This is a genomic window from Solidesulfovibrio aerotolerans, assembly GCF_009856865.1.
GTDB lineage: Bacteria > Desulfobacterota > Desulfovibrionia > Desulfovibrionales > Desulfovibrionaceae > Solidesulfovibrio > Solidesulfovibrio aerotolerans.
Window position 1 is genome coordinate 1 of sequence record NZ_WVUD01000008.1, and the last position, 21,325, is coordinate 21,325.

The window sequence follows — 21,325 nt, forward strand, 5'->3', positions numbered from 1 at the left end:
CAGGCCGCTCGCGCCAGGGCCAGAGGCTACCGAAACGTCACGAACTTCATCACCATGATCTACCTAATCGCAGCCCCAATCGCCGACTTCCTTGCTCAATGAATTCCATTTGAAACGTCGAAGAACCATATTGTCGACGCATTGGCTGCCGATGAATCCATTATAAACAAGGAATTGGTATTTCAGCACGTCTCAGGGCGGCGTTTCATCGGCCTTTGCTCGGCAGCGAGCATTGAGGCCTTCGGCAAGCGCTGTTTGCTCATCATCATCGCGGATATCACCGAGCGTAAAAATCTTGAAAACGAGCTGGTCAGCGCCCGGGAACAAGCCGAAATTGCCAGTCGCGCCAAGTCAGACTTTTTAGCGAATATGAGTCATGAGATTCGTACTCCAATGAATGCCATCCTGGGCATGGCAGAATTGTTGGCAGAAACAGAACTCTCCGCGCGACAGAAAAGCTATGTGGATATTTTCAAGAACTCGGGAAATATTCTCTTGCGGATCATTAATGACATTTTGGACCTTTCCAAGCTTGATGCCGGCAAGTTCACGCTTGTTAAGGAGGAATTCAATCTGCCTGAGACATTACGCCAGGTCTGCGAGGTCTTTCGTCCTCAGGCAACGGAGAAAGGGGTTGCGGTATACTGTGACTTGCCGGCTGACCTGCCCGAGCGCGTGTGGGGGGATAATATTCGGTTGACCCAGATCGTGGTGAATATCCTGGCCAATGCCTGCAAATTCACGCAGGCTGGGGAAATTCGCATCCGAGCGTCGTGCGCGGCCACGGCCAATCCTGATGGATGCCTTTTGCACGTGGAATGTCAGGATTCTGGCGTTGGCATCGCGGCCGGGGATCTCGCCTCAGTGTATGATAGCTTTTTTCAGTCTTCGACTGGCAGTCGGGCCGGTACTGGCCTTGGGTTGGCTATAGTCAAGCGCCTGGCGATGCTCATGGGCGGTGACATCGAGATTGAAAGCCGTCTTGGCACAGGGACAACCGTGCGGGTGACCGTCCAACTCGAATCCCTCCGGAAGCTTGACCCTGATCCAGGTCAGAGCGCCGATCACACTCTTGTCCGCGGACCGTCTCAAGCTGCCCAACGGCCCCGCAGAGTTCTTCTGGCTGATGATTCCAGCAGCAACCGGGAGGTTGTGAAGCTTTTTCTTCAAAATACAGAATTTGAGATCGAAGAAGCGGAAACCGGTCGGGATGCCTTGGCAAAATTCAAGCTACAGCGCTTTGACATTGTGCTGATGGATCAAGTCATGCCTGAGATGGATGGGCTGGAAGCTACCCAGGCCATGAGAGACTTCGAGCGGGCGCAGGGGCTTGCCGAAACCCCGATATTGGCGCTGACGGCACATGCATTCCCAGAAAATGAAAAAACCTGCCTGGATGCTGGCTGTACTGCCTTTATGAGCAAGCCCGTGGGCCGGGCGGCATTGCTCCGTATGTTGGACAAATTACTTGAGCGGCCGGCTGTTTGACGTAAACGTCTGGTAGGCAATGCATTTCGCCCGGATTGGTGATGCCGTTGCGCTTGGACGCCCCATGCACCATGGCAAGCCCGTAAGCCGCGATCTGGGAATTAGCCTTTTACAGTGTAAAAGGAGCAGTTTTCCGGGCAACAATCTCTCGCAGAGGCTGGATTTCTCAGTTTGGAGCCTCGCCCCAGCCCGCTTGGCCCGCCGTGACGCGGCGCTGATCGTGTTCGGCCAGGGCAACGATGGGTTTGACCGTTTCCCCATACAGCTGGAGTTCCTTAAACGAGGGCGCCGCCCTGCGGCGTTGCAGCATGAGCGCGTCAGTTTCAAACCAGCAGGGCATGAAGCCGCCGAAAGAATAACCTCGCGTATTCAGTGCCTCAATCCCCGCCGGAGCGTCAGACCGGCCCAGATCGAAAATCGCCTGGACGATGCCGTTGTCGCCGGCCTTGCGTTCCAGGTCGGACACGATCCTTTCCAGGTCGCGACCCGGCTCATGAACCCAGACCTTGATGCAGGCAGCTTTCTCGAAATCGATGACCTCGACCCGCGACAATTCGGGCAAGAGCGCAGGCGAACCGTCCTTGAGCTGTCTGTCCAGGCCGGCCCTGGCGCAAAAGTCGCCGTACGCCGCATGATACGCGGCCGGCAGGTGGATGGTCTGCCGGGTGAAGAGCATGGGCTTGACGGTCAGCACGAGCGAAGTCCGGTCCCCGTGCTGGTAGGTGTCCGAATAGGCGCGGGAAGGGATGGCGTCCATGGCGATGCCGCAGGGAAGCATGCCGGTTGTCTCGCACATGCGCTGGGAAAAGGTGTGGGTGCACACGGCTTCGCCGAAAATCGCCCCGGCTTTGGCCATGTCCGGCAGCAGTTCCATGGCCTTGAGCCAAAGATCGCGAGCCATGCCCTTGCTGCGCTGGTTTTTGAGAATCAAGAGTTGGGCAAGCTCATACAGACGCGGCCAGGGCGAGCAGCGGTAGATGCCGATCATGCCGAGCACATCCCCCTGGCTGGATTTGGCCACCACGGCGTACTGGGCACCCGAGGCGTACAGCCGGGCGATCTCGGCGGGATCGTAAACGTAATCAAAGGGATGTTGGTCGCCATAGACGCTGTAGACCAACCGGGCGACTCCGAGAGCATCCTGTGGCGAAATCAGGGCTATGGCGTAATCCTGGTTTGGGAGGATCGCGCCGTCTCCAAGGCGATGCGTTTCGATTAAAGCGTCGCGGTCCATGGATGCTCCCCTGGTCCTCGCAGATGGTTTTGGGAAAAGACCGATGAGAGTCTGTGCTTAGCGTCTGGACTTTATCCTGTCAAAGCGACTAGAGCAGTGAAGATGAACAGGGTCGGTGGTCCATGGATATCTTGCGCGGCATTCGGGTGGTCAATCTTGCCCTCAACCTGCCCGGACCCCTGGCGGCGAGCCGCCTTGCCCGCATGGGGGCCGAAGTGGTCAAGGTCGAACCGCCGACCGGCGATCCCATGGAATGCTACAGTGCCGCCTGGTACCGGGAAATGGCGGTAGGGCAGGAACTGGTCCGGCTGGACATGAAAACGCCGGAAGGGCAAACGCGATGCGGCGAACTACTCGCCGAAGCCGACCTGCTCATAACCTCCAACCGCCCGTCGGTACTCACCAGACTGCATCTCGCCTGGGAAACGCTGCACCCGAGGTTTTTAAAGCTCTGCCAGGTGGCCATTTTTGGCTACCCGGAGCCTCGCGGCGACGTGGCCGGTCACGATCTGACCTATCAGGCGGCCCTTGGGCTTTTGTACCCGCCAAACCTGCCCCGCACGCTTCTGGCCGATATAGCGGGCGCGGAACGGGCGGTTTCGAGCGCCCTTGGGCTTTTGTACGCGCGCGAGCGTTTTGGGCGCAGCGGTTTTGCGGAGGTGGTGCTGTCGGACGCTGCCGCAGAGGCGGCCGCCCCTTTGTCGTTCGGGCTCACCCGCCCCGGCGGCCTGCTCGGCGGCGGCGCGCCGGAATACAATATCTACCCGGCCAGGGATGGCTTCGTTGCCGTTGCTGCCCTGGAGCCACGCTTTCGCGAGCGGCTGTTCGCCTCTCTCGGCGGGGTGCAAACGGCCGGGGAAATCAGCGCGGCCTTTGCCTCCAGGGACGCTGACGACTGGGAGCAACTCGGCGAAGACCTCGATATCCCCATCGTCAAGGTCCGCCCCGCAGAGGGGCTGGCGTAAATTCCCGGCCGGCGGCGGGAAAAAGCGTCAATACCGGCACGATGCTTCCTGCTCTTGCGTCACCCGCCTTGTACCGCACCCCATTTCAAGGTATCTCGACGTTAAGGTCTGGAACTCTGTGGGTACCCCAGTGCCCGTCGGCGGCCGCTGGCCGGGGAGGCACGCCGGCAAGATCGGCACGGGAGCGCGAAGGGCGCTTGAGGTGTGGACTCGTTTTAAACGTGTAGCTTTCGGAGGAAAGCCATGAAAAAAGTGCTGCTTATCGATAAAGATATTTCGCAAGGCAATATTTTGGCCGATGCAATCCGGCACAGTTCGCGCGAAATTATTATCGTCCACTCCGTCCAGGAAGCTGTCAGTCTCTTTAAAAGAGAGCCCATCGATCTTATCTTGTTGGATATTGTGCCTGAAGCAGATGCGGCAGCGACAGTTGAAGGCGTCAGAAAGGGCGTGGAGGACGTATTGAAACGAAAGGTTCCTCTGATTGTTCTCGCCAAAAGTTTCAGCGAGAGCGCCTATCTGCTGGAGCGGGCAGATGTTGACGTCTTATTGGAGGTGTCGGCCCATGCCGACCAATTGAATCAAATTGTTGAGCAATTTATCGGTTGTACAGTGATATAGCTGTCCAGACGACACGGTATGGCGGGGGCGGTCGAGACGTTCCCCGTCAGTAGCCTGCGCTTTTCCGAACGCGTGCCCTCCCTGTCGGGTACAGACGGGGCTCCTGTCAGAGCCTGCGCTGCCGCAAGCAGCGGGATGTGGCCGTTTTGTCTGGGGCGGCCGTACGGCTACCCGGCAGCCTTGAGGGCGGCTTCGATGGCCTCGGGCCGGAAACCGACGATGACGGTTTCGCCGATGACGATGGTCGGGAAGGTGACTTCGGGGTTGAGCCGGCGCAGGGTATCCATGGCCCGGGTGCGGTCATCGCCGGATAAAAAATCCACACTGACCGTGTCGTAGGGGATGTTGTGCTCGTCGAGATAGTCTTTGGCGTGGTTGCAGTGGGGGCAGGTTGCCAAGGTATAGACGGTGATTGTGGCAGGCATGAGGATCTCCTTGGGCGCACAGAGCCGGTTCGGGTTTGCTCCTTTCCATAGTTACAGACTTCCCCGGTGGCGCGTCAAGGCTGGTTGCGCGAAACGCGTTGGTTGACTGACGCGCGGCAAGGGCGGGGAGGGCGGCACTCCCCGCTCTGTTCAAACAGTATCCGGCCCCAAAGCCCGGGTGCCGGCCGGCAGTGTGCGGCGCGTGGGGAAGGCTCTTGCTACTTGGCGCTTAAAAGCGCCCCGCCATGGATCATCCAATGGTGGACAGCCTCGCGCACGGCCGCAGCCGCCAGATAGGCGCAGTGGCGGTCGTCGTCGGGAAACCGGCCCACGGCCGACACGATGGCGTCTTCGTCGATATCCACGGCCTCGTCCAGGCTCTTGCCCCGGGCCAGGGCCGCTGCCGTGGCCGCGGCAATGAGACTGGAGGCGCAGCCATCGGTGTCGTAATCCGTGGCCGCGATGGTTTCGCCAACGACAAACAGGGCCACGGTGATGGTATCGCCGCAGGAGCCTGTGACCGTGCCCTGGCAGGTTGGTTTGGCCAACCGCTCCCGGTCCGGGGCGTCGCGCCAGATGGCGAAGCCGCGCTGGCCGAAACGCGCAATGAGTTCTTCCTCCTGCTCTGCTTCAAAGCCGTCGAGCAGGCTGTCCAGGGGGTCTGCCTTGTGTTTACAGGCCATTTTCCGCCTCTTTGTCGCTGCCAACGGCCTTGGCCGCAGCGGCGATGACAGCTTTAAAGGCCGTGGCGGCCGGGCTTTGTCCGGCCACGGCCAGATAGACGTCGCCGTCGTCGCCCGAACGGGCCACTTCCGGGTCGATGGGGATGCGGCCCAGAAACGGGACATCCATCTCTTCGGCCAAACGCGCACCACCGTCGGTGCTAAAGATATGGTGCACCGCGCCGCAGTCCGGGCAGGCGAAACCGCTTAAATTTTCCACGATGCCAAGGATGGGGACGTCCATCTGGCGGCAGAAGGTGACGGAGCGGCGCACGTCGTCCACGGCCACATCCTGGGGCGAGGTGACGATAAGGGCCATGGCCTTGGGGCCAAAGAGCTGGAGCACGGACAGCGGTTCGTCGCCGGTGCCCGGGGGGCAGTCCACCACCAGCACGTCGCGGGCACCCCAGGCGACCTGTTCGGCCAACTGGGCGATGACCCCGGCCTTGGCCGGCCCGCGCCAGATGACGGCGTCGTCCTTGCCCGGCAGCAAAAAACCAATGGACATGACGCCCAGATTCCAGTGCCAGTCCACGGGCAGCATGCCCTGGGGAGACATCTCCGGTCGAAAGCCGGTGAGTTTGAGCAGACGCGGGATGCTCGGACCATGGACGTCCACGTCAAGCAGGCCCGTGCGCAGGCCGCCCATGGCCAGACCGGCGGCCAGATTGGCCGAAACCGTGGATTTGCCCACCCCGCCCTTGCCGGAGAGCACCACGATGACGGCCGCGACCTGATCGAGGCCGGTGGGCCTGGGTTTGGCTCCGATGGCATCATTTAAATCATGCAGGGAATTCTCAGTCATGGTGCAGCGTTCTCCGTAGGGATTGGGCGGCTTTTTCCCGCTGTGGGCGGGGGGTTGGGCCGCGGCGTCTGGGTCTGTCTGCCTGCAAACTGTGGTCGGTGGACGGGGCCGGCTGTTGGGCCGCACCGCCTGAGGATGGTCGGCCGGCAGTTAGGCTTTTTTCAGAAAGCAGGTCTTGAGTACCAGCCCCTTGACCTTGTCGGCGTTGCACTCGATGTGCGCCGGGTCGTCGGTGAGGCGGATGTTTTTGATCAGCGTCCCGCGTTTGAGGGTCACAGAGGAGCCCTTGACCTTTAAATCCTTGGTGAGCGTGACACTGTCGCCGTCCGTGAGGACGGTTCCGTTGCTGTCCTTAACGATCACGTCGTCCATGCGATGATTTCTCCGGTTGCTGTTTGCGCGGCAATGCCGGCGCTTACGGACGCTGTCGTACAGTCTCGCCCGCTTCGGATCAAGCGCTTTGGCTCTGGGGCAGTGGCCGGCGGCGAGCACTGCCCCGGCCCTGCCGTTCGATGGCCCTGGGGCGGCTGCGCGCAAAAAAAGGCCGGGACCGAAGTCCCGGCCGCAAGGCACAGGGGGAGGCAGGGGCTTTAGGCCACCGGCAGTCGGTCGCGGGCCACTTCCTGGGCGAATTCGTCGATCCACCAGATGCGGTCGGCCCGGCATTGCAGATCGGTGGAAACGCCGTTTTTAAAGACAAGCAGCTCGAAGCGCTTATTTTTTTCCGTGATGTACTCGATTGCGTCGAGCAGATCGCTGTCGCCGGAGGAGAGGATCAGGGTATCGTAGTTCTCGATGTGGGTCAGGGCCAGGGTGGCCAGCCCGACGTCCACGCCTTTTTGCTGTTCGCGGCTTAAGCGATGGGTCCGGTCATGGGAGCAGGTCACGGTGACCTTGCGGCGGCATTGTTCGCAGTACAGCTCATTTATTTCGCTGGTGCGCAACTCGTAGAGCTTGGTGATGATTTTCGGTCCCTGGGGCGGTGCGGAGCGCATCCAGTTATAAAAGGCCACCTGTGAATCCGGGGTCGGATTGGGGATGGAGTTGAGATAATAGGCCCGCCAGATGGGGGTTTCTGCTTCCAGCTTATTGCGTAACTTAACGTAGTCGATGCTATATTCTCTGTTGTAATAAGACTGGCCTCTGTACATATACCCGGCATCGATCAGCCACAGTCGTCGGTTGGTCATTGATACTTCCTTTTTTTGGGGAAATTATTTTTGAAAATTGTCAACTTTTCGCAAGCGGCAATGCACTCTTATACTGAAAAGCGGCAATCAGGGAAGGGGGGAGCAAAGAGAAAATATTTCTTATAAAAGGTCGGATGTCAACCTGACCCTTGCTGCCCCTTCCTGACATGGCCAGATCTGGTCGGGCCTGATCGCTTCTGGGCTATTCGGTTCCGGTCGGGGCTGGCACCCCGAAGTATGGCCGGCCCCGGACAGGCCCCGGGCACGTTTCAGGGGGGCAGCCGGCGCAGTCGCAGCCGGAGGAGACACAGCCCGATGCGATGCGGCCAGATGAGATGACTTTGCCCTCGATTTGAACTAGGATCGGCCTGGACGAACCACTTCCAACTTTTTTTGCCGTGTCGAGGTTCCATGCGTTTCATTTCGGCCCTGCTGATCCTTTTCTCCTACGCAGCGACCGCTTTTGGCGGCAATCTCGATTTCACCCTGCATAAGCTCGATTCCGGCCGTCCCGGTCCGACCATCCTGGTCATCGGCGGCATCCAGGGCGACGAGCCCGGCGGATTCTCGGCTGCGGCCCTGCTCGTCTCCCACTATAAGATCAAATCGGGCGCGGTCTGGGTGGTGCCCAATCTCAATTTCCTGAGCATTATTCGCAGTTCGCGGGGCGTGTACGGCGACATGAACCGTAAGTTTGCCGATCTTGACCCCAAAGACCCGCAATACGAGGCCGTGCAGAAGATCAAAACGATCATCCGCGACGAGCAGGTCACGGCCGTACTGCATCTGCACGACGGCTGGGGCTATTACAGCCCGACCACGATTTCCGAATGGCAATGCCCGTTGCGTTGGGGCCAGTCGGTGATCATCGACCAGGACGCCACCGAGGCCCGTAGTTTCGGCGACCTCAGGGAATTGGCCGAGCGGGCCGTAGCCGCTGCCAACGAACATCTCTACGAGCCGCTGCACGCCTACCACGTCAAAAACACCCACACCAAGACCCTGGACGACGAAACCGCCAAGGAAATGGCCAAAACTCTGACCTATTACGCCATCGGCCAGGGCAAGCCGGCCTTTGGCATCGAAGGCAGCAAGAATCTGCCGCCGCCCATGCGCTCCTACTATCATCTGCGCGTCATCGAATCGTTTCTCAAATCCTTTGGCGTGGACCACGAGCGCACCTTCGAACTTGGCGCGCCGCAGGTGGCCGAGGCTTTGCAAAGTAACGTTGCGGTGTCCTTTTTCGATAACAAAGTCTACCTGGATCTGCGCAACGCCCGGGAACGGCTGCGCTATATTCCGTTGAAAAAAGACAGCGCCGTGGAATACCAGCCCGGCAGCCCGCTATTGGCCCTGGTGTCGGCAGAAAAAAGCCTCAAGGTCTATTTCGGCAACACCAACGTCACCGAGCTTGATCCGCAATTCATGGAATTTGATTCCAGCGTGACGGCCGTGCCCATGGCCATCGACGGCGTGCGCCGGGAGGTGCCGTTTGGGCAGGTGGTGGCGGTGCGCAAGGACTTTCGGGTGGAGCCGGGGAGCGACTACCGGGTCAACGTCATCGGCTTTGCCAAGCCGGGGCTTGGCGACGAAGCCGGGGTGACGCTGGCTGCGGCGGATTTGAAAAAGGAATTTTCCGTGGACAAGGCCGGCCGGGTCTACCGCGTGGAAGTGTATAAGGGCGAGAAATTTTGCGGCATGATCCTGGCCACGTTTGCGGGTGATGCGCCGCGTCTGGTCAAGGCCAACACCAAGCTGCTGCAACGCCTCAAAAAGACCGGCGAAATCAACCTCGGCCGCTGATTGTCGTCCGCGTCAGACCTTTGCGGCGACGCCCCCCTCCCCTTTCCGGGGGGCCGGGGGATGCTCTCCCGGCGAGGCTCGGGGCAGCCCCCGATTCTCTTCTCTCGCGACGCCTCCGCACCAGTCCAATCCGGCGACGCCTCCCCCTCGGCTAACCCTTTCCGGGGGTCCGGGGGGATGATCCCCCCGGCGGGGCTCGGGGCAGCGCCCCGATTTTCTTCTCTTTTCTTCCCTATTCGCTTCTTCTCGCTATGACCCTGTGGACAGGCCGCGCCGGTCGCTGACGCGGATGGTCTTGCCTTCCTCGCTACGCGCGAGGCTGCCGGGTTCGACCAGACGCACGGCAAAGCCTACACCCAGTTCCGAGGCCAAGCGGCGTTCAAGCTTTTCCAGCAGCGCCTGATGCCCGGAAACGCGGTCAAAAAGCAGCGCCTCGGTAGGCTCCACCTCCACCAACGCAGTATCCAGCGCGCCCTGGCGGGTCAGCACAATGCGATAATGCGGGGTCACGCCCTCGACTTCGAGCAGCAGCGACTCGACACGCGACGGGAAGACGTTGACGCCCCGGATAATCAGCATGTCGTCGCAACGCCCGAGAATGCGGCCGATGCGGCGCATGGTGCGGCCGCACGGGCAAGGCTCGGGGATGATGCGGGTGATGTCGCCGGTACGGAACCGGATCATGGGATAGGCTTCCTTGGCCAGGGTGGTGATGACCAGTTCGCCTTCCTCGCCATCCGCCAGTGGCTCGCCCGTGGCCGGATCGACGATTTCGATCAGAAAATGGTCCTCGTTCACATGCATGCCGGCCTTTTCCAGGCACTCGCCAGCCACACCCGGTCCCATGACCTCGCTTAAGCCGTAGTTGTCCGTGGCCGTGAGTTTCAGGCGATCCTCAATGGCCGCGCGCATGGCCTCGGTCCAGGTCTCTGCCCCAAACAGGCCATAGCGCAACGACAGCGCGTTGACGTTGACATCCATGGCCGTCAACGTCTCGGCCAGATGCAGGGCGTAGCTGGGCGTGGCCACGAAAACCGAGGTGCGGTAATCCTGCATGATGGCCACCTGCCGCCGGGTGCCGCCGCTCGAGGCCGGAATAACCGCCGCGCCAACCGTCTCGGCTCCGTAATGAAACCCCATGCCGCCGGTGAAAAGACCATAGCCCAACGCAATCTGCACCACGTCGTCGCGGCTGACCCCGGCCGCCACCATTACCCGGGCCACAAGGCGTGACCAGGTCTTCACATCATTGCGCGTATAGCCGGCCACCACCGGCTTGCCCGAGGTGCCGGAAGAGGCGTGCAGACGCACCACATCGCGCAAGGGCACGGCAAAAAGCCCATACGGATAAGCCTCGCGCAAATCAGCCTTGGTGGTAAAGGGCAGACGGCGCACATCGGCCAGATCGGCAAACGTTTCAGGATCAACGCCGAGTTCGGCAAAGCGCTTGCGATACAAGGGCACGTTGCGGGCCACGCGGGTCAGCGTCTCCTGCAACCGCTCCAACTGCAACTGCGCCAGCTCCCGACGCTCCATCGCCTCGAATTTCGGCTCAAAACATTCGCGCATGGTCAGGCTCCCGTGCCGAGATCGTTTTATGAGTGCCTCCGGCGGCCGGGGGGGATAATCCCCCCCGGACCCCCTTGATGGGAAAAAATTAAGGGGGGGACAACGAACCCGGCCCACTCGTACCCTTGGGCTTCGTTACCCTTTACCCCCTTTAGGGAGGGTCCGGGAGGGGCTTAGCCCCTCCCGGCCGCCGGAGGCATCTTATCTCTTCCCTCTTCTCTCTTAATTATCCTTCTCGCGCCCCAAGTAGGCACGGCGGACGTCGTGGTTGGCGAGCAGTTCTTCGGAGGTGCCGGAGAGGAGCACCCGGCCTGTCTCCAGTACGTAGCCCCGGTCGGCCACGGCCAGGGCGCTCTTGGCGTTTTGTTCGACCAGGAGCACGGTCAGCCCTTTGTCGCGGCGAAGGGTGACCACATGGCGAAAGATTTCCTTGCAGATCTGCGGTGCCAGCCCCATGCCGGGTTCGTCCAACAGCAGGCAGCGCGGCCGGGCCATGAGCGCCCGACCAATGGCCAGCATTTGCTGTTCGCCGCCGGACAGGGCCGCCGCCTGCTGGTTGTGGCGGTCGCGCAGCACCGGAAACATGGCGTAGATTTCGTCCAGATCAGCGGCCACCTCGCGGCGGCGAAATTTCGTATAGGCCCCGAGCAACAGATTGTCGGCCACGGACATGGGGCCAAAGACCAGCCGGCGTTCGGGTACATGGGACAGGCCCAGGCGTACGATGCGCTCGGGCTTTTCGCTGGCAATGCAGCGGCCGTCGAATTCGATGTCGCCGCCGGAAACGCGCATGAGGCCGGAGATGGCAGAGAGCAGCGTGGTCTTGCCCGCGCCGTTGGCGCCAATAAGAGCCACGATCTCGCCCGGCGCGACATGCAGCGAGACCCGGCGCACCGCATGCACCCGGCCATAATGAATATCAACGTTACGAAGCGTCAGCATGGGTGGAGTGCCCCTGAGTCATTTTAAGAGTGCCTCCGGCGGCCAAAGGGGTGGCCCCTTTGGAATCCCACCTGGAAGGCAAGGGGGTTACGGGGAACAGCGACTGTTGCAACGCAGTTCCCAGAGAAGGAGAGCCTCCGGCGGCCAAAGGGGTGACCCCTTTGGAATCCCTCCTGGAAGGCAAGGGGTTTACGGAGGGGCAATGTCTCCCATTCCAGCCGCAATCCCCCGTTAAAAAATTTTCCCGTCGGGGGGTCCGGGGGGATCATCCCCCCGGCCGCCGGAGGCCTCTTCACTTCTTATCTCTTCTTATCTCTTCGTTTCTTTTTAATCATCTTCACCGAGATACGCTTTAATCACGTCCGGGTTGGCCTGGATGGCGTCGGGTGTGCCGGCGGCGAGCGGCCGGCCGAAGTGGAGCACGGTGATATGGTCGCTAACGGCCATGACCAGTTCCATGTCGTGTTCGACCAGTCCGACGGTGACGTTTCGGCGGTCGCACACGGCCCGGATGAGGTCGCCGAGCTGGGCTGTTTCTTTGGAATTAAGGCCTGCGGCCGGCTCATCGAGGAGCAGCAGTTTGGGTTCGGCGGCCAAGGCCCGGGCCATCTCCAGCAGGCGTTGTTTGCCGTAGGGCAGATCACCGGCCGGCGTGTCGGCAGCCTCGGCCAGCCCGACGAACTCCAGGCAATCCATGGCTGCGTCGCGGCAGGCGCGTTCGGCCCGGCGAAAGCCCGGGGTGCGCAGCAGGCTGGCTGTGATGGAATAGCGGGTGAGCGCATGGCGGCCGGTCATGACGTTTTCCAGCACCGACATGGAGGTGAAGACTTCGAGATTCTGGAAGGTGCGTACCACGCCGGCCGCAGCGCGTTTTTGCGGCGGCAGGCCGGCGATGTCGGTCCCGTCCAGGGTGATGGCCCCGCCAGCCAGGGGCACCATGCCGGTGATGGCGTTTAACATGGTGGTCTTGCCCGCGCCGTTGGGGCCGATAAGGGCTGTGACCGAGCCTTTGGCGATGGTGAAATCGGCTTCGGTCAGGGCGTGGATGCCGCCAAAGCGCACGGTTGCGCCGCTGACGTCCAAAAGCGGGGCGCAGGGCGTCGTATTAGCCGGCATGGTCCACCCCGACGCGGCGCAGTTTGCGGCCCAGCCGTTTGAGGCCGCCGGCCAGTCCGTCCGGTAAAAACATGATGGTGAGCACCAGGATGGCTCCGTAGACCAGGATGTCGATGTCTTCAAATTCGCGCAGGGCTTCGGGCAGGGCGGTGAGGAAAAAGGCTCCGGCAACCGACCCCCAGACGCTGGCCATGCCGCCCAGGACGACCATGACCACGAGTTGCACGGAAAAGGAAAAGCCGAAGGAGGCCGGGGCAATAAAGCTCAGATAATGGGCATAGAGCACCCCGGCCAGACCGGCCAAAGCGGCGGACAGGACAAAGACGAAGCGTTTGTGGGCGGCGATGTCGATCCCCAGGCTGGAGGCGGCCTTTTCGCTGACGTGCAGCGCCCGAAGTGCGCGGCCGGTGCGCGATTTCATGAGATGCAGGGCCACCAGCACGACCAGGGCGAGGACGACGGCCATGAGCGTGTAATAGCTGCGGTCGCTTTCGAAGGTGTAGCCGAAAAGGGCCAGCCGGGGGATGCCGACATAGCCGGACGGGCCGCCGGTCAGGTCCACGGCTTCGTTGAAAACGATGGAGATGATGATGCCAAAGCCCAGGGTGGCCATGGCCAGATAGTTGCCTTTAAGGCGCAGGGTGGGCGCGGCCACGATCCAGGCCACGGCGGCGGCCAGGGTCACGCCGGCGGCCATGCCGACCGGGATGGGCAGGCCGAAGCGGGTGGTTGCGATGGCCGTGGCATAGGCCCCGAGGCCGTAAAAGGCGGCGTGGCCCAGCGACACCTGGCCGGCATAGCCCATGAGGAGATTCAGCCCCACGGCAATGACGGCGTTTAGGCTGCCGAGAATGCAGATGCTCAAATAGTATTCGTTGGGCAGGGCTGCGGGCACGGCCAGGAGCAGCAGCAGGAACAGGCCGGCCTGGACGACGCTTTGGCCGATGACCGGGCGCTTCATACGCGCTCCACCCCGGCCTTGCCAAAAAGGCCCGAGGGTTTGACGAAGAGCAGGAGCAAAAGGACGATAAAGGCGAAGGCGTCCTTGTAGCCCGAGGACACGTAGCCGGCCCCAAAAGATTCGAGGATGCCAAGGATCAGCCCGCCGGCGGCAGCGCCAAAGGGATTGCCCAGGCCCCCCAGGATACAGGCGGCAAAGCCTTTAAGGCCCAGCATCATGCCGACGTCGTAGGCGGTCATGGTGATGGGGGCGAGGATGGCTCCGGCCGTGGCTCCGATAAGGCCGCTTATGGCGAAGGAAAGCAGGGCCATGCGGGCGACCGAGATGCCGACAAGGCTGGCGGCTTTTTTCTGACAGGCGCACGCCAGCATGGCTTTGCCCTGGATGGTGGCGGTGAAAAAGAGCTTGAGCGCGGCCAAAAGGGCGAGTGTCACGGCCAGCACCCACAGGCTCTGGGGCTGGATGGCCGCACCGAAAGCCAGGATGGGTTTGACGCCGGAAAAGGCAGGCAGGGCGAGCGTGTCCTTGCCAAAGGCCAGCATGGCGCCGCCGCGAAGGAGAATGGAGACGCCGATGGTGATGATGACGGCGTTGACGGGCGGCGCACCGGCCAGGGGGCGGATGGCGAGGCGTTCCATGAGGCCGCCGATGACGGCCGTGGCCAGACAGGCGGCCACGATGGCCAGGGGCAGGGGCAGCCCGGCCACCGAGAGGCAAACTGAAAGCATCCCACCGAGCATCACGAACTCGCCCTGGGCGAAGTTGATGATGCCGGTGGTGTTAAAGATCATGGTGAACCCAAGCCCGATCAGACCATAGGCGGCCCCCTGGGTGAGTCCGGAAACGATGTATTGGGGCGCGCCGGCAAACATCACGGACCAACAATGACCCAGTCGCCCTTCTCGATGCCAAGCATAATGAAGGCGTCGGGACCAAGACCGGCATGGTCCTCGGGCGTAAACGTGAAGATGCCGCCGATGCCGGCGAAGCCTTTGATCTTTTCCAGCGCATCCCGGATGGCTTCGGGCTTGTCGGATTTGGCGTCGGCAATGGCCCGCACGGCCAGATGCAGCGAGTCGTAGCCATGGCCGCCAAAGGTCGAGACCGGGGCCTTGTAGCGCTCGTCGTAGGCCGTGGCATAGGCCACAAGCTGGGCCTTTTGCGCGTCGGTGCCCGGCAGCTTGGCGGCGGCGGTGATCTTGCCGGCCGGCAGGAGCAAGCCATCGGCCGCGTCGCCGGCCAGTTCGATGAATTTTTTGGAGGCCACGCCATGGCTCATATAGAGCGGCGTGGTCAGGCCGAGCTGGACCCGATTTTTGGCCACAACGGCCGGGCCGGGGTTGGTACCCCAGCAGATGACGGCGTCGGGGCTGGTTCCCTGGATCTTGGTCAGTTGGGCGGTCATGTCCGTGTCTTTGGGACCGAACACTTCATCGGCCGTGAGTTCAAAGCCTTCGGCCGGCACAAGCTCTTTGAGCACTTCGCGCCCGGCCTGTCCGAAGCCGTCGGACACGGTGAGGATGGCCAGCTTTTTATAGCCCTTGGTCTTGGCGTGGGCCAGGATGCGGGCCACGGCCAGCCGGTCGGACGGAGCGACCTTGAAGATATAGGGATTGACCGGTTTGGTGATTTTCTCGGCAGCGGAGCAGGAAATGAGCGGCACCTTGGCCGCAGCGGCCTTGCCCATGACGGCCAGGGAATTGCCCGAGGTGGTGGGGCCGAGGATGGCGGCCACGTTTTCCTTTTTGATCAGGCGATCCACGGCCAAAACGGCTTTGTTGACGTCGGTTTCGTCATCCAAAATGATGACTTCCACCGGCCGCCCCAGGACGCCGCCGGCAGCGTTTATCTTGTCAACTTCCATCAGGATGGTGTTTTTCTCGGGTTCGCCGAGAAACGAGGCCGGGCCGGTGACGGACAGGACCGCACCCAGGCGGATGGGTTCAGCGGCGCTGGCCGGGCCGGCCGCGACAAACAGGGCGCAAAGCGCGAGGAGGATCGTTTGGAGAGGCATGGCACGCTCCTTACAGCACGTTTGCGCGCGAAGGGGTCAGTCCCGTCGCGCGCAAAACACGGGTTCATCGATTGGCGTCCCGCCTTGTAGTCGATTCCGGGCGGGAAGGAAACCGGAGAGGTCCGCTTCCTGCCGCTAATCGGCCAGCAATTTGAAATCGCCACCGGTGATGGTGACCATGACAAAGGCGCTCTCGTCAAGGCCGTTGTGATCAGCCGGCGAGAAGTTGAACACGCCGGTCACGCCGGGGAAGGCGGCGATTTTTTCCAGAGCCTCGCGGATGGCGGCCGGGGAGGCGTCTTTGCCGGCCGCAATCGCCTGGGCCACCAGCATGAGTCCGTCGTAGCCGTAGCCGCCAAAGGCCGAGGCCGGGGTCTTGAAGCGATCTTCGTAGGCCTTGGAATAGGCCAGGAGCAGGGCTTTTTGGGGATCGGACTCGGGCAGTTGCCCGGCCACGGTCAGCTTGCCGGCCGGCAGCAGCAGGCCTTCGGCCGCTTCGCCGGCCAGTTCGATAAATTTTTTCGAGGCCACGCCATGGCTCATGTAGAGCGGGGTGGTGATGCCGAGCTGGACCCGGTTTTTGGCCACAACGGCCGGGCCGGGGTTGGTGCCCCAGCAGATGATGGCGTCGGGTGCGGTGCCCTTGAGCTTGGTCAACTGGGCGGTCATGTCCGTGTCCTTGGGACCGTAGACCTCATCGCCTGCCAGCTCGAAACCGCCGGCCGGGAGCATTTCCTTGAGCACTTCGCGTCCGGCCTGGCCGTAGCCGTCGGACACGGTGAGGATGGCCAGCTTTTTATACCCCTTGGCCTTGGCGTGGGACAAAATGCGGCCCACGGCCAACCGGTCGGACTGGGCCGTTTTAAACACCCAGGGATTGACCGGCTTGACGATCTTTTCGGCGGCGGCCATGGACACCAGGGGCACCTTGGCGGCTTCAAGCTTGGGGGCCACAGCCAGGGAGTTGCCGGACACGGTGGGGCCGACCACGGCCACGACGTTTTCCTTTTTCAGCAACCGGTCCACGGCCAAAACGGCCTTGTTGACGTCGGTTTCATCATCCAAAACGATGATTTCCACCGGCCGGCCCAGCAGGCCGCCAGCGGCGTTTAGGGCGTCGGCCTGCATTTGCAGGGTATTGCGCTCGGGTTCGCCAAGAAACGAGGCCGGTCCCGTGGCCGACACCACGGCCCCGATTCGGATAGGCTCGGCAGCCCCGGCAGGCAGGGCGACGGAAAGGGCCGCAGCGAAAAGGACAGTCAGGGAGAGAAGGCGCATGAAACCTCCGGGCGGGTAGAGTGGCAACGAATCTTCGGACAATGGCCCAGCAGCCTACTCCAAAACAGCGCATTACACAAGAGTAATATATTAACCATTTGATTTTGCAATTGATGTGCGGCCGAAGAAAATTCGCGGCGGCTGCGGCAAAAGACGGCGGCAGCAAAAGACGGCGGCAGCAAAAGACGGCGGCGGCAACGGGCGGCTGTGGCAACGGACGGCGGCGAGAAAAGACGGCGACGGCTTGCCACGGACGCAGCCCCTGGAATATGGAAGCGATAACAACCTGAATGCTTTCACCGCTCAGGTCGTAAGGAGTCTGCCCATGCGTCACCTGTTCCGTACTGTCTGGCTGGTTGTGTCGTTGCTGGTTTTGGCCGTGTCCCCGGTTCTGGCCCAGGGGCCGGCCCAGCAGGAGGCCAAGCCCAAGGCCGCCCTGCCCCAGGCTGCGCCGAGCGCGCCCGAGGCCGCGCCCAAAAAGGCTGATGAGGCGGCGGTGAAAAAGACGCCGGTGACCATCGATCACGACGACAGCGATCCGGTTGGGGCGCGTTTGGCCTATCGGATAAAGGAACTGCTGGCCCGCTCGGCGCTTATGGCCCCGACCAATCGTGATGAGAAGAAGCTTGTTTTGGTCATTAAGACCAAGGAAGAGTTTCCGGGGCGGCCCAATCTGTGTTCCATCTATGCGGTGAGCTGGCTTTTTTCCTCCCGGGAGGGGTCGCTCAAATATTTCCTGGCCTCTGAGGCCGGCATAGTGGACGCCAGTTCGGTGGACCAGACGGCCGAGGCGCTTTTGGGGCGCACCGACAAGCTGGCCGCGACCTACGGCTATCTGTTTTAACCGTGGCGGGTGGGAGACTTACCGCTTTGGTTGGCCACGCCGCAACACGTTTCTAATCGCCGCCGCCGCGAAGCGCCTCGATGGGGTCCAGGGTGGCGGCCTTTCGGGCCGGGCGCAGCCCAAACAGCAGGGCGATGGCCAGGGCGGCGACCAGGGACAGGACGAAAATCTTGGGGGACAGGCGCAGTTCCAGCAGGCCCAGGCGTGACAGGAATGCACCCAGCCCGACGCCAAGGCCCACCCCCAAAACCGCCCCGGCCAGGGTCAGATAGACGGCCTCGGACAGAAACTGGACTAAAATCGCCGTGCTGGAGGCCCCCACGGCCTTGCGCAGCCCGATCTCCATCCGCCGTTCGCTCACTCCCAGAAACATCAGATTGGCCAGCACGAAGCCGCCGACCAGGATGGCCACCCCGGCCGTGACCCCGAGAAAGGCCACCAGCCCGCCGGTAAAGGCCGTGAGGAATTTAAGCACCTCGCTGGCTGAGATGATGGTGAAATCGTCCGGCTCGCTGGGGTCGAGCTTGTGCTCGTGGCGCAGGAGCGTGCGCAGATTGTCCCGGTAGGCGTCGATCAGTTCCGGGTCAATAAAACGCACGCGCAGGCCCCTGAAATAGCTTCGGTTGAGGTTGAAGCGCTGGGTCAGGGTGGAGATGGGCATGATCAGCCGGTCGTCCACGGACGCATCCGAGCCGCCGCCGGTAAAGCCCCGGTAGGACAGCCGGCCGATGATCTGCACCGGCAGGTTTTTGACGAAAATGGTGCGCCCGACCGGCGATGCGTCGCCAAACAGTTCCCGGGCCGGCACATCGCCAATAAGGGCCACCTTGGCCCCGTATTTGACGTCATCCTCGGAGATGTCGCGGCCTTCGGCCAGGGGCCAGTTCCAGGTCTGGGCGTAGTTTTCGGTGGCCCCGACGACGGTGGGCGCTTCGTGGTTTTTGTTGCCGTATTTAAGGGTCACGGCCCGCACCGAACGCATGGGCAGGACGGCATAGGCCCCGGGCAGGGAACGGGCGATGGCCCGGGCGTCGGCCCAGGTCAGGGTGTTGGTGCGCTGGCCCACAGGCCGGTTTTCGATGTCGCCGCCAAGGACCAGCACAGCGTCCGGGCCAAAAAAATCCACGATCTCCAGGGCTTTTCGCCGCGCGCCGTCCACCGAGGCGATGATGACGGTCAGCGCGGCAATGCCCATGGCCACGGCAGCCACCACAAAGAGGCTGCGGGCCTTGTGCGCCAAAAGCGCCATGACGGCCATAGCCTGCACGCGCCACAAAAGGCGCGGGATGCGGCCAAGGCTACGCCACACGGCCGTCATGGACGAGGATCTGGCGACGGGCGTAGGCGGCCGTGGCGGCTTCGTGGGTGACCACGATGACGGTCTTGCCGGCGTCGCGGTTGATGGTGGCGAGCAGTTCCATGATTTCGACGCTGGTGGCGGAGTCGAGCTGGCCGGTGGGTTCGTCGGCCAGGATGCAGTCCGGGTCGTTGATAAGGGCCCGGGCTACGGCCACCCGCTGTTGCTGGCCGCCGGAGAGTTGGGAGGGCTTGTGCTGGGCTTGGGCGGCCAGACCGACCTTGTCCAGCAGTTCCATGGCCCGGCGGGTGAGGGCGGCGCGCGGGGCGTTGCTGTAAAGCCCGGGGAGCAGGACGTTGTCCAGGGCCGTGGCGTAGGGGATGAGGTAAAAGCTTTGAAAGACAAAGCCAAGGGCCTGATTGCGCAGGGTCGAGAGGTCGTCGTCGCAAAGGGTCGCCGTCTCGCGCCCGGCAAAGCGGTAGCTGCCTGCGCTGGGCCGGTCCAGCAGGCCCAGGAGGTGGAGCAGGGTGGATTTGCCCGAGCCTGACGGCCCCATGATGGCGGCGAATTCCCCGGAGTCGATGGACAGGGTCACGCCGGAAAGGACAGTGTGGACCACCCCGGCCATGGCGTAGGACCGGGTCACGTCGGTTAAGGCAATAAGCGGCCCGGCCGCCGGGGAGAGGCCCGCCTGGGTGGCCATTATCTGGCTCCCGGCCGGTTGGCCTTGGGAATGTTGGCGGTTGGGGCCACCAGGCCCGGCAAAACGATCTGGGTGGCCACCTTCTCGCCGGCACCCAGCCCGTCAAGGATTTCGGTTTCGTTTAAGCCTTCCAGGCCCAGTTTGGGCTGCACTTCGCGCACGCCGCCGCCGTCAGTGACGGCAAAGACCACCTGCCGGTCGCCGATCCATTTGAGGGCCGCGTTGGGAATGACCAGCACGCCCTTTTTTTCCTGGATCACAATCTGGCACTGGGTGGTCATCTCCGGCCGCAGTTTGGCGGATTCGACAGGATCAAGGCGCACCAGGGCCTGATAGTAGACGATGTTGTCGCGGATTTCCGGCTGGGGATAGATCTGGTCCACGCTGCCCTTGAACGTGGTCCCCGGGTAGGAGTCCATGCGAAATTCCACCGGCAGGCCGGGGCGCACCTGCCCCACGTCGGTTTCATCGACATAGATCCACATTTCCAGGCGGCTGGGGTCAAGCACGGTGATGAGATTGGCCACTTGCAGCCCGGCCACCACGGTTTCGCCGGCCTGGGAGGTGACAAAGGCCACCACGCCGTCAATGGGGCTGACGATGTGGGTGTAGGAAATCTTGGTGTTGACCGTGTCGATGACGGCCTGGGCCTCTTCTTTGAATTTCTGGGCTTTTATGGCTTCTTTCTCGAACTCGGTCTGGACGCGGACCAGGGAGGCCTGCCGGGCCAGCACCTCGTTTTGGCTGACCAGTGAATCGCGCCGGGCGGCGTCCAGGACGTCGCGGGCCACGAGTTCCTTTTGAAACAGCTCGGACTGCCGCTTGAGACTGGAAGCGGTGTATTCGGCCTTGGCCTGGGACAGGTGCAGTTCGGCCATGGCCTCGGCGATGCGCCGGGGATAGACGGCCTCGACCTGGGACAGTTCGGCATTGGCCCGGGCCAGCTTGGCTTCGGCCTCATCGAGCTGGGAGCGCAGTTCCCGGGAATCGATGACAGCGATGAGCTGGTCTTTTTTGACCACATCGCCAACCTTGACGTGCATTTCCTTGATGGTGCCCGTGGCCCTGGCCCCGATTTTGACGATGGCCCCGACTTGCGCCTTGATGATGCCGGTGGCTTCGAGCACCTTGCGCACGTCGCCGGTTGTGACTTCGGCCGTGGTGATGACCTTGGGCGGATCGGGTTTTTTAAGGTAGATTTTGGCAGCGTAGAGACCGCCGCCAGCCAGGAGGAGGAGCAGGAAAAGCCACTTTATTGTGCGCATGCGATTGTATCCGATTCTCCGTTTTACCCGTCGTATAGCCCTCTTTGCCGGTGGGGGCAAATGCGCCGGCAATGTTTGGGGGC

Annotated in this window: 21 protein-coding genes; 5 read left to right on the plus strand and 16 right to left on the minus strand. The window is 62.2% G+C overall.

The window, feature by feature from the left end:
* Positions 1 to 141: 141 nt before the first annotated feature.
* Entirely contained in the window at positions 142 to 1,488 is a 1,347-nt protein-coding gene (locus GTA51_RS06575) for an ATP-binding protein (protein ID WP_211922469.1), read from the plus strand.
* Positions 1,489 to 1,654: 166 nt separating this feature from the next.
* On the opposite strand, the gene GTA51_RS06580 is transcribed toward GTA51_RS06575, so the two are convergent.
* A complete protein-coding gene (locus GTA51_RS06580; RefSeq protein ID WP_160959694.1) occupies positions 1,655 to 2,722 on the minus strand; it encodes a GNAT family N-acetyltransferase in 1,068 nt (355 codons plus the stop codon).
* Positions 2,723 to 2,844: 122 nt separating this feature from the next.
* Between GTA51_RS06580 and GTA51_RS06585 the strand changes: the two genes are divergently transcribed.
* Both GTA51_RS06585 and GTA51_RS06590 read left to right on the plus strand, forming a co-directional pair.
* A complete protein-coding gene (locus GTA51_RS06585) occupies positions 2,845 to 3,687 on the plus strand; it encodes a CoA transferase (protein WP_160959695.1) in 843 nt (280 codons plus the stop codon).
* Positions 3,688 to 3,930: 243 nt separating this feature from the next.
* Entirely contained in the window at positions 3,931 to 4,308 is a 378-nt protein-coding gene (locus GTA51_RS06590) for a response regulator (RefSeq protein ID WP_160959697.1), read from the plus strand.
* A gap of 167 nt (positions 4,309 to 4,475) precedes the next feature.
* Here GTA51_RS06590 and GTA51_RS06595 read toward each other — a convergent pair whose 3' ends face one another.
* The 5 genes from GTA51_RS06595 to GTA51_RS06615 form a co-directional block, all read right to left on the minus strand.
* Positions 4,476 to 4,733 (minus strand): glutaredoxin family protein, encoded by a 258-nt coding sequence (locus GTA51_RS06595; RefSeq protein WP_160959699.1) that lies wholly within the window; start codon positions 4,731 to 4,733, stop codon positions 4,476 to 4,478.
* A gap of 218 nt (positions 4,734 to 4,951) precedes the next feature.
* Positions 4,952 to 5,416: an iron-sulfur cluster assembly scaffold protein gene (locus tag GTA51_RS06600; RefSeq protein ID WP_160959700.1), complete on the minus strand. Its 465-nt coding sequence runs from the start codon at positions 5,414 to 5,416 to the stop codon at positions 4,952 to 4,954.
* A complete protein-coding gene (locus GTA51_RS06605) occupies positions 5,406 to 6,260 on the minus strand; it encodes an Mrp/NBP35 family ATP-binding protein (protein ID WP_160959702.1) in 855 nt (284 codons plus the stop codon). The genes GTA51_RS06600 and GTA51_RS06605 overlap by 11 nt, the downstream gene beginning before the upstream one ends.
* Positions 6,261 to 6,410: 150 nt before the next feature.
* Positions 6,411 to 6,632: an alkylphosphonate utilization protein gene (locus GTA51_RS06610; RefSeq protein ID WP_160959703.1), complete on the minus strand. Its 222-nt coding sequence runs from the start codon at positions 6,630 to 6,632 to the stop codon at positions 6,411 to 6,413.
* 218 nt (positions 6,633 to 6,850) lie between these two features.
* Complete coding sequence (locus GTA51_RS06615; RefSeq protein WP_160959705.1) at positions 6,851 to 7,450, minus strand: NYN domain-containing protein; 600 nt, start codon at positions 7,448 to 7,450, stop codon at positions 6,851 to 6,853.
* A 411-nt stretch (positions 7,451 to 7,861) separates the two neighbouring features.
* Between GTA51_RS06615 and GTA51_RS06620 the strand changes: the two genes are divergently transcribed.
* A complete protein-coding gene (locus GTA51_RS06620; protein ID WP_160959707.1) occupies positions 7,862 to 9,253 on the plus strand; it encodes a M14 family metallopeptidase in 1,392 nt (463 codons plus the stop codon).
* A 249-nt stretch (positions 9,254 to 9,502) separates the two neighbouring features.
* On the opposite strand, the gene GTA51_RS06625 is transcribed toward GTA51_RS06620, so the two are convergent.
* The 7 genes from GTA51_RS06625 to GTA51_RS06655 form a co-directional block, all read right to left on the minus strand.
* Complete coding sequence (locus GTA51_RS06625) at positions 9,503 to 10,822, minus strand: phenylacetate--CoA ligase family protein (RefSeq protein WP_160959708.1); 1,320 nt, start codon at positions 10,820 to 10,822, stop codon at positions 9,503 to 9,505.
* A gap of 222 nt (positions 10,823 to 11,044) precedes the next feature.
* The gene (locus tag GTA51_RS06630) at positions 11,045 to 11,764 is read right to left on the minus strand and encodes an ABC transporter ATP-binding protein (RefSeq protein ID WP_160959710.1); all 720 of its coding nucleotides are present in this window, start codon (positions 11,762 to 11,764) and stop codon (positions 11,045 to 11,047) included.
* Between the two features lie 327 nt (positions 11,765 to 12,091).
* Positions 12,092 to 12,880 carry an ABC transporter ATP-binding protein gene (locus GTA51_RS06635; RefSeq protein ID WP_160959711.1) on the minus strand — a complete coding sequence of 263 codons (789 nt, stop codon included), beginning with the start codon at positions 12,878 to 12,880 and terminating at the stop codon, positions 12,092 to 12,094.
* Positions 12,870 to 13,841, minus strand: coding sequence for a branched-chain amino acid ABC transporter permease (locus tag GTA51_RS06640; RefSeq protein ID WP_160959713.1), 972 nt, complete (start codon positions 13,839 to 13,841; stop codon positions 12,870 to 12,872). Before GTA51_RS06640 ends, GTA51_RS06635 begins: the two co-directional genes overlap by 11 nt.
* Positions 13,838 to 14,713, minus strand: coding sequence for a branched-chain amino acid ABC transporter permease (locus tag GTA51_RS06645; RefSeq protein ID WP_160959848.1), 876 nt, complete (start codon positions 14,711 to 14,713; stop codon positions 13,838 to 13,840). The genes GTA51_RS06640 and GTA51_RS06645 overlap by 4 nt, the downstream gene beginning before the upstream one ends.
* A complete protein-coding gene (locus GTA51_RS06650; protein WP_160959714.1) occupies positions 14,713 to 15,855 on the minus strand; it encodes an ABC transporter substrate-binding protein in 1,143 nt (380 codons plus the stop codon). Before GTA51_RS06650 ends, GTA51_RS06645 begins: the two co-directional genes overlap by 1 nt.
* 135 nt (positions 15,856 to 15,990) lie before the next feature.
* On the minus strand, positions 15,991 to 17,133 hold the full coding sequence (locus GTA51_RS06655) for an ABC transporter substrate-binding protein (protein WP_160959716.1): 1,143 nt from the start codon (positions 17,131 to 17,133) through the stop codon (positions 15,991 to 15,993).
* A gap of 325 nt (positions 17,134 to 17,458) precedes the next feature.
* Here GTA51_RS06655 and GTA51_RS06660 point away from each other — a divergent pair, with 325 nt between their 5' ends.
* Positions 17,459 to 17,977: a hypothetical protein gene (locus GTA51_RS06660; RefSeq protein ID WP_160959717.1), complete on the plus strand. Its 519-nt coding sequence runs from the start codon at positions 17,459 to 17,461 to the stop codon at positions 17,975 to 17,977.
* A 52-nt stretch (positions 17,978 to 18,029) separates the two neighbouring features.
* Here the strand turns inward: GTA51_RS06660 and GTA51_RS06665 are convergent, their stop codons facing one another.
* Genes GTA51_RS06665 through GTA51_RS06675 form a run of 3 tightly spaced genes read right to left on the minus strand, consistent with a single transcriptional unit; the run spans position 18,030 to position 21,242 of the window.
* A complete protein-coding gene (locus GTA51_RS06665) occupies positions 18,030 to 19,295 on the minus strand; it encodes an ABC transporter permease (protein WP_160959719.1) in 1,266 nt (421 codons plus the stop codon).
* Positions 19,276 to 19,977, minus strand: a complete 702-nt coding sequence (locus GTA51_RS06670) for an ABC transporter ATP-binding protein (protein WP_160959720.1) — start codon at positions 19,975 to 19,977, stop codon at positions 19,276 to 19,278. The genes GTA51_RS06665 and GTA51_RS06670 overlap by 20 nt, the downstream gene beginning before the upstream one ends.
* On the minus strand, positions 19,977 to 21,242 hold the full coding sequence (locus GTA51_RS06675; RefSeq protein ID WP_160959722.1) for an efflux RND transporter periplasmic adaptor subunit: 1,266 nt from the start codon (positions 21,240 to 21,242) through the stop codon (positions 19,977 to 19,979). Before GTA51_RS06675 ends, GTA51_RS06670 begins: the two co-directional genes overlap by 1 nt.
* Between the last annotated feature and the right edge of the window lie 83 nt (positions 21,243 to 21,325).

What these genes read in the sequence shown, in the direction of transcription:
- GTA51_RS06580 (WP_160959694.1), bottom strand. Translation starts at nt 2,722, where the DNA reads ATGGACCGCGACGCTTTAATCGAAACGCATCGCCTTGGAGACGGCGCG.
- GTA51_RS06585 (WP_160959695.1), top strand. Translation starts at nt 2,845, where the DNA reads ATGGATATCTTGCGCGGCATTCGGGTGGTCAATCTTGCCCTCAACCTG.
- GTA51_RS06590 (WP_160959697.1), top strand. Translation starts at nt 3,931, where the DNA reads ATGAAAAAAGTGCTGCTTATCGATAAAGATATTTCGCAAGGCAATATT.
- GTA51_RS06595 (WP_160959699.1), bottom strand. Translation starts at nt 4,733, where the DNA reads ATGCCTGCCACAATCACCGTCTATACCTTGGCAACCTGCCCCCACTGC.
- GTA51_RS06600 (WP_160959700.1), bottom strand. Translation starts at nt 5,416, where the DNA reads ATGGCCTGTAAACACAAGGCAGACCCCCTGGACAGCCTGCTCGACGGC.
- GTA51_RS06605 (WP_160959702.1), bottom strand. Translation starts at nt 6,260, where the DNA reads ATGACTGAGAATTCCCTGCATGATTTAAATGATGCCATCGGAGCCAAA.
- GTA51_RS06610 (WP_160959703.1), bottom strand. Translation starts at nt 6,632, where the DNA reads ATGGACGACGTGATCGTTAAGGACAGCAACGGAACCGTCCTCACGGAC.
- GTA51_RS06615 (WP_160959705.1), bottom strand. Translation starts at nt 7,450, where the DNA reads ATGACCAACCGACGACTGTGGCTGATCGATGCCGGGTATATGTACAGA.
- GTA51_RS06620 (WP_160959707.1), top strand. Translation starts at nt 7,862, where the DNA reads ATGCGTTTCATTTCGGCCCTGCTGATCCTTTTCTCCTACGCAGCGACC.
- GTA51_RS06625 (WP_160959708.1), bottom strand. Translation starts at nt 10,822, where the DNA reads ATGCGCGAATGTTTTGAGCCGAAATTCGAGGCGATGGAGCGTCGGGAG.
- GTA51_RS06630 (WP_160959710.1), bottom strand. Translation starts at nt 11,764, where the DNA reads ATGCTGACGCTTCGTAACGTTGATATTCATTATGGCCGGGTGCATGCG.
- GTA51_RS06635 (WP_160959711.1), bottom strand. Translation starts at nt 12,880, where the DNA reads ATGCCGGCTAATACGACGCCCTGCGCCCCGCTTTTGGACGTCAGCGGC.
- GTA51_RS06640 (WP_160959713.1), bottom strand. Translation starts at nt 13,841, where the DNA reads ATGAAGCGCCCGGTCATCGGCCAAAGCGTCGTCCAGGCCGGCCTGTTC.
- GTA51_RS06645 (WP_160959848.1), bottom strand. Translation starts at nt 14,713, where the DNA reads ATGTTTGCCGGCGCGCCCCAATACATCGTTTCCGGACTCACCCAGGGG.
- GTA51_RS06650 (WP_160959714.1), bottom strand. Translation starts at nt 15,855, where the DNA reads ATGCCTCTCCAAACGATCCTCCTCGCGCTTTGCGCCCTGTTTGTCGCG.
- GTA51_RS06655 (WP_160959716.1), bottom strand. Translation starts at nt 17,133, where the DNA reads ATGCGCCTTCTCTCCCTGACTGTCCTTTTCGCTGCGGCCCTTTCCGTC.
- GTA51_RS06660 (WP_160959717.1), top strand. Translation starts at nt 17,459, where the DNA reads ATGCGTCACCTGTTCCGTACTGTCTGGCTGGTTGTGTCGTTGCTGGTT.
- GTA51_RS06665 (WP_160959719.1), bottom strand. Translation starts at nt 19,295, where the DNA reads ATGACGGCCGTGTGGCGTAGCCTTGGCCGCATCCCGCGCCTTTTGTGG.
- GTA51_RS06670 (WP_160959720.1), bottom strand. Translation starts at nt 19,977, where the DNA reads ATGGCCACCCAGGCGGGCCTCTCCCCGGCGGCCGGGCCGCTTATTGCC.
- GTA51_RS06675 (WP_160959722.1), bottom strand. Translation starts at nt 21,242, where the DNA reads ATGCGCACAATAAAGTGGCTTTTCCTGCTCCTCCTCCTGGCTGGCGGC.